The sequence below is a fragment of the Phenylobacterium sp. genome, from assembly GCF_044236515.1.
Lineage (GTDB): Bacteria > Pseudomonadota > Alphaproteobacteria > Caulobacterales > Caulobacteraceae > Phenylobacterium.
Genome location: NZ_JBIIGK010000172.1, coordinates 1 through 5,496, shown reverse-complemented (window position 1 = coordinate 5,496; position 5,496 = coordinate 1). Strand labels below are relative to the sequence as shown.

General features: G+C 68.4%; 3 protein-coding genes. 1 reads left to right on the top strand and 2 read right to left on the bottom strand.

What is annotated here, in order from left to right:
* Nucleotides 1-226 precede the first annotated feature (226 nt).
* Complete coding sequence (locus ACILRF_RS13980; RefSeq protein ID WP_395673915.1) at nt 227-1,444, top strand: NADP-dependent isocitrate dehydrogenase; 1,218 nt, start codon at nt 227-229, stop codon at nt 1,442-1,444.
* A 58-nt stretch (nt 1,445-1,502) separates the two neighbouring features.
* On the opposite strand, the gene alaS is transcribed toward ACILRF_RS13980, so the two are convergent.
* Both alaS and recA read right to left on the bottom strand, forming a co-directional pair.
* Nucleotides 1,503-4,145, bottom strand: a complete 2,643-nt coding sequence (alaS, locus tag ACILRF_RS13975) for an alanine--tRNA ligase (RefSeq protein ID WP_395673913.1) — start codon at nt 4,143-4,145, stop codon at nt 1,503-1,505.
* Nucleotides 4,146-4,384: 239 nt separating this feature from the next.
* On the bottom strand, nt 4,385-5,455 hold the full coding sequence (recA, locus tag ACILRF_RS13970; RefSeq protein WP_395673911.1) for a recombinase RecA: 1,071 nt from the start codon (nt 5,453-5,455) through the stop codon (nt 4,385-4,387).
* Nucleotides 5,456-5,496 lie beyond the last annotated feature (41 nt).

Here is a 5,496-nt window from a genome sequence, read left to right as displayed (position 1 = left end):
GCCAACGACGTCGGCATCTTCACCCTGCCCGACCGGCGCAGCTACGCCGCCGCGGTGTTCCTGGCCGGAACGCCCGCGACGCCGCAGGCGCAGCAGGCTATGTTCGCCGCGCTCGGGCGACTTCTGGTCCGCAGCGTCGGCTGACCTGCACGCAAACCTTTCCGCGTGCCGGTCCGCCGGTTAATAGGACGCGATAGAAACAATTCTCCCCGGAGCCTCCCGCCACATGGCCAAGATCAAAGTCGCCAACCCCGTCGTCGACATCGATGGCGACGAGATGACCCGCATCATCTGGAAGCTCATCAAGGAGAAGCTGATCTTCCCGTTCGTCGACGTGGAGCTGGAGTACTACGATCTCGGCGTCGAGGCGCGCGATGCGACCAACGACCAGATCACCATCGACTCGGCCAACGCCATCAAGAAGCACGGCGTCGGCGTGAAGTGCGCCACCATCACCCCCGACGAAGCGCGGGTGAAGGAGTTCAACCTCAAGGAGATGTGGAAGTCGCCGAACGGCACGATCCGCAACATCCTCGGCGGAGTCGTCTTCCGCGAGCCGATCATCTGCAAGAACGTCCCGCGCCTGATCCCGGGCTGGACCCAGCCCATCATCATCGGCCGCCACGCGTTCGGCGACCAGTACCGCGCCACCGATTTCAAGGTCCCCGGCAAGGGCAAGCTGAAGATCAGCTGGGAAGGCGAGAACGGCGAGAAGATCGAGCGCGAGGTCTATGACTTCAACGGCTCGGGCGTCGCCATGGCGATGTACAACGTCGACGAGTCGATCCGCGACTTCGCGCACGCCAGCTTCGCCTACGCGCTGAACCGCGACTACCCGCTGTACCTGTCGACCAAGAACACCATCCTCAAGGGCTATGACGGTCGCTTCAAGGACATCTTCCAGGAGATCTACGAGGCCGAGTACGCCGAGCAGTTCAAGGCCGCGGGCCTGGTTTACGAGCACCGCCTGATCGACGACATGGTCGCCTCGGCGCTGAAGTGGTCCGGCGGCTTCATCTGGGCCTGCAAGAACTACGACGGCGACGTGCAATCCGACCAGGTCGCCCAGGGCTTCGGCTCGCTCGGCCTGATGACCTCGGTGCTGATCACGCCGGACGGCAAGACCATGGAGGCCGAGGCCGCCCACGGCACCGTCACCCGCCACTTCCGCCAGCACCAGCGCGGCGAGAGCACGTCGACCAACTCCATCGCCTCGATCTTCGCCTGGACCCGGGGCCTGGAGCACCGCGGCAAGCTGGACGGCAACGAAGAGCTGATCGCCTTCGCCAAGACGGTGGAAAAGGTCTGCGTCGCTACCGTCGAAGGCGGCGCGATGACCAAGGACCTCGCCCTCCTGGTCGGCGACCAGCAGGGCTGGCTGACGACCGAAGGCTTCATCGACCGGGTGGCGGTGAACCTGGAGGCGGCGCTGAGGGCGGCTTAAGCCCCAAGCAAGCCTAACAGATGGCGGCGGCCGGGGCGACCCGGCCGCCGTCTTTCGTTCAGCCCAGAGCGGCCTTGATGGCGGCGAGGCCGTCGGCGGCCCTCGCGCCGTCTGGGGCGCCGCCCTGGGCGAAGTCCGGCCGTCCGCCCGCGCCCTGGCCGCCCAGGGCCTGGACCGCCGCCTTGGCCAGCTCCACCGCGCTGAACCGGCCCTGGGCCGCGCCGGTCACCGCGACGGTGACCGCCGCCTTGCCCTCCGCAACGCCGATCAGGGCGATGACGCCGTCGGGAAGCTGCTTCTTGAAGGCCTCGGCGATCGGCCGCAGGTCCTTGCCGCCCACCCCGTCCATGACCCGTGCGAGCACCTGGACGCCGCCGATCTCCTCGGGGCCGGCCGCCTCGCCGCCGCCGCCGCCCATGGCCAGTTGCCGCTTGGCGTCGGCCAGTTCCTTCTCAAGCTTGCGGCGCTGGGCGTCGAGGGCCTCGACCCGCGCGCCGACCTCCGACACCGGCACCTTGAACTGATCGGCCAGCAGCTTGGCGACCTGCGCCTGTTCCAGCAGCCAGCGGCGCGCCGCCTCGCCCGTCAGGGCCTCGATGCGGCGCACGCCCGCGGCGACGCCCTGTTCCTGGACGATCTTGAAGAGGGCGATGTCGCCGGTGCGGGCGACGTGGGTGCCGCCGCACAGCTCGACCGAATAGTCCCCCGCCCCGCGCAGCGCCCGGCCGAGCGTCAGGACGCGGACACTGTCGCCGTACTTCTCGCCGAACAGGGCCATCGCCCCGGCGGCGATCGCCTCCTCCGGCTTCATGTCCTTGGTTTCGGCCGGAAGGTTCTGGCGGACCACGGCGTTCACCTCGGCTTCGATGCGCTCGATCTCCTCAGGCGTCACCGGCTGGCCGTGGCTGAAGTCGAAGCGGATGCGCTCGCCGTCGACCATCTGACCCTTCTGCGTCACGTGGGCGCCCAGGACATTGCGCAGGGCGGCGTGCAGCAGGTGTGTGGCCGAGTGATTGGCGCGGGTCGCCGTCCGGCGCTCGGCGTCGACCCCCAGGCGCACCCGCGCCCCGGGAGCCAGCTCGCCCTCGAGGATCTCCAGGTCGTGGACGTGCAGGTCGCCGGCCTGCTTCTGGACGTCGAGCACGCGAGCCCGGCCGCCGTCCCACACAGCCTCGCCGCGGTCGCCGGCCTGACCGCCGCTTTCGGCGTAGAACGGCGTGCGGTCGAACAGCGCTTGCACCCGCTGACCGGCCGCCGCCTTGTCGATCTCGGCGCCGTCGGCCGCCAGGGTCAGCAGCTCGCCGGTCTCCTCATCGCCCGAGTAGCCGGTGAACACCGTCGGTCCCAGGCGGTCGCGGATCGCGAACCATTCCGCGGCCGCCGCCACCTGGCCGGAACCCTTCCAGGCGCCGCGGGCCATTTCCCGCTGCCGGGTCATGGCGGCGTCGTACTCGTCGGTGTTGACCGTCAGGCCCTTGGCGCGGACCGCGTCCTGCGTCAGGTCGAGGGGGAATCCGTAGGTGTCGTAGAGCTTGAACGCCGTCTCGCCGGAGAGGGTGTCGCCCTCGCCAAGCCCGGCCGTCGCCTCGTCGAGCAGGGCGAGGCCGCGGCCGAGGGTCACGCGGAAGCGCTCCTCCTCCTGGCGCAGGGTGTCGACGATCGCCGGCTCGGCGCGGCGCAGCTCCGGATAAGCCTCGCCCATCTCGGCGACCAGCGTCGGCGCCAGGCGATGCATCAGCGGCTCCTGGGCGCCGAGGATGTGGGCGTGGCGCATGGCCCGGCGCATGATCCGGCGCAGCACATAGCCGCGGCCTTCGTTCGAGGGCGTCACCCCGTCGGCGATCAGGAAGCTGGATGAGCGCAGGTGGTCGGCGATCACCCGGTGCGAGGGCTGGGCCTCGCCCTCCGCCCTGACGCCGGTGGCCTCGACGCTCGCGGCGATCAGGGTGCGGAAGAGGTCGGTCTCATAGTTGGACTTCACGCCCTGCAGGATGGCGGAAATCCGCTCCAACCCCATGCCCGTGTCGATCTGCGGCTTGGGCAACGGCTTCTGCGTGCCGTCGGCGAAGCGCTCGAACTGCATGAAGACGAGGTTCCAAAATTCAAGGAACCGGTCGCCGTCCTCGTCGGGGCTGCCGGGCGGACCGCCGGCCAGCTCCGGGCCCTGGTCGATGAAGATCTCCGAACAGGGGCCGCAGGGGCCGGTGTCGCCCATCGACCAGAAGTTGTCGGAGGTGGGGATGCGGATGATGCGATCGTCGGAGAAGCCGGCGATCTTCTTCCACAGCTCCGCCGCCTCATCGTCAGTGTGGTAGACGGTGACGAGGAGCTTGTCCCGCGGCAGTCCGAACTCCCTGGAGACCAGGGTCCAGGCCGCCTCGATGGCGCCTTCCTTGAAATAGTCGCCGAAGGAGAAATTCCCCAGCATCTCGAAGAAGGTGTGGTGGCGGGCGGTGTAGCCGACGTTGTCGAGATCATTGTGCTTGCCGCCGGCGCGGACCGACTTCTGCGACGAGGTGGCGCGCAGGTAGGGCGGCGTCTCCTGGCCGGTGAAGTAGTTCTTGAACGGCACCATGCCGGCGTTGACGAACAGCAGGGTCGGGTCGTTCTGCGGCACCAGCGGAGCCGAGGCGACGACGGCGTGATCGCGCTGTCCGAAGAAGTCCAGGAACTGACTGCGGATCTCGTTCAGGGTCGGCATGGCTTTCCGTCGTCGCAAGCGTGACTTTGAACCCCTATCTGGGGTGGGTCCGTGGGTTTACGAGACTTGGCGGAAAGCAGGCAAAGAAAAAGGACGCCCGAAGCCCCGGTGAGGGAGCCTCGAGCGTCCTGGCACGCGCGCGGGCCGATCGCGGGTGGGGTGGCGGTGAAGGCGGGCCCTGGGTTGGCGGTAAAGCCCGCCCCGGCGGCCGCGATGTCGCCCGCGCGCGATCCTGACCGCTACTCCTCGTCGCCCGCTTCGGGGCCGCCGACCAGCAGCTCTTCCTCGACCTTCGACTTGGCGCCGCGGACCGCCTTTTCGATGTCGGCGGCGATGTCCGGGTTGTTCTTCAGGAACTCGCGGACGTTGTCGCGGCCCTGGCCGATGCGCTGGGAGTTGTAGGAGAACCAGGAGCCCGACTTGTCGATCACCCCGGCCTTGACGCCGAGGTCGATGATCTCGCCGAGCTTGGAGATCCCCTCCCCGTACATGATGTCGAACTCGACCTCGCGGAACGGCGGGGCGACCTTGTTCTTGACCACCTTGACCCGGACGTTGTTGCCGACGATCTCGTCGCGCAGCTTCACCGAGCCGGTGCGGCGGATGTCGAGCCGCACGGAGGCGTAGAACTTCAGGGCGTTGCCGCCCGTCGTCGTCTCCGGCGAGCCGTACATGACGCCGATCTTCATGCGGATCTGGTTGATGAAGATCACGAGGGTCTTGGCCTTGGAGATCGAGCCGGTCAGCTTGCGCAGCGCCTGGCTCATCAGACGGGCCTGGAGGCCGGGGAGCTGGTCGCCCATCTCGCCCTCGATTTCGGCCCGCGGCGTCAGCGCCGCCACCGAGTCGACGACGATCACGTCGATGGCGCCCGAGCGCACCAGGGTGTCGGTGATCTCCAGGGCCTGCTCGCCGGTGTCCGGCTGCGAGACCAGCAGGTCGTCGAGGTTGACGCCCAGTTTGTGGGCGTAGGAGGGGTCGAGCGCATGCTCGGCGTCCACGAAGGCGGCGGTGCCGCCGGCCTTCTGGACCTCGGACACCACGTGCAGGGCGAGCGTCGTCTTGCCCGACGATTCCGGCCCGTAGATCTCGATGATCCGCCCTTTGGGCAGGCCGCCGATGCCAAGCGCGATGTCGAGGCCGAGCGAGCCCGTCGAGACCGACTCGATCTCCACGACCTTGCCCTTGTCGCCGAGCTTCATCACCGAGCCCTTGCCGAAGGCCCGATCGATCTGCGCCAGCGCCGCCTCGAGCGCGCGCTGCTTGTCTCCGTCTTCCTTGCCCACGAGCCTCAACGCCGATTGCGACATGCCAAGCCCTCTCTATCCCACGATTCCGCCAAGCCACGCCC

What these genes read in the sequence shown, in the direction of transcription:
- alaS (WP_395673913.1), bottom strand. Translation starts at nt 4,145, where the DNA reads ATGCCGACCCTGAACGAGATCCGCAGTCAGTTCCTGGACTTCTTCGGA.
- recA (WP_395673911.1), bottom strand. Translation starts at nt 5,455, where the DNA reads ATGTCGCAATCGGCGTTGAGGCTCGTGGGCAAGGAAGACGGAGACAAG.
- ACILRF_RS13980 (WP_395673915.1), top strand. Translation starts at nt 227, where the DNA reads ATGGCCAAGATCAAAGTCGCCAACCCCGTCGTCGACATCGATGGCGAC.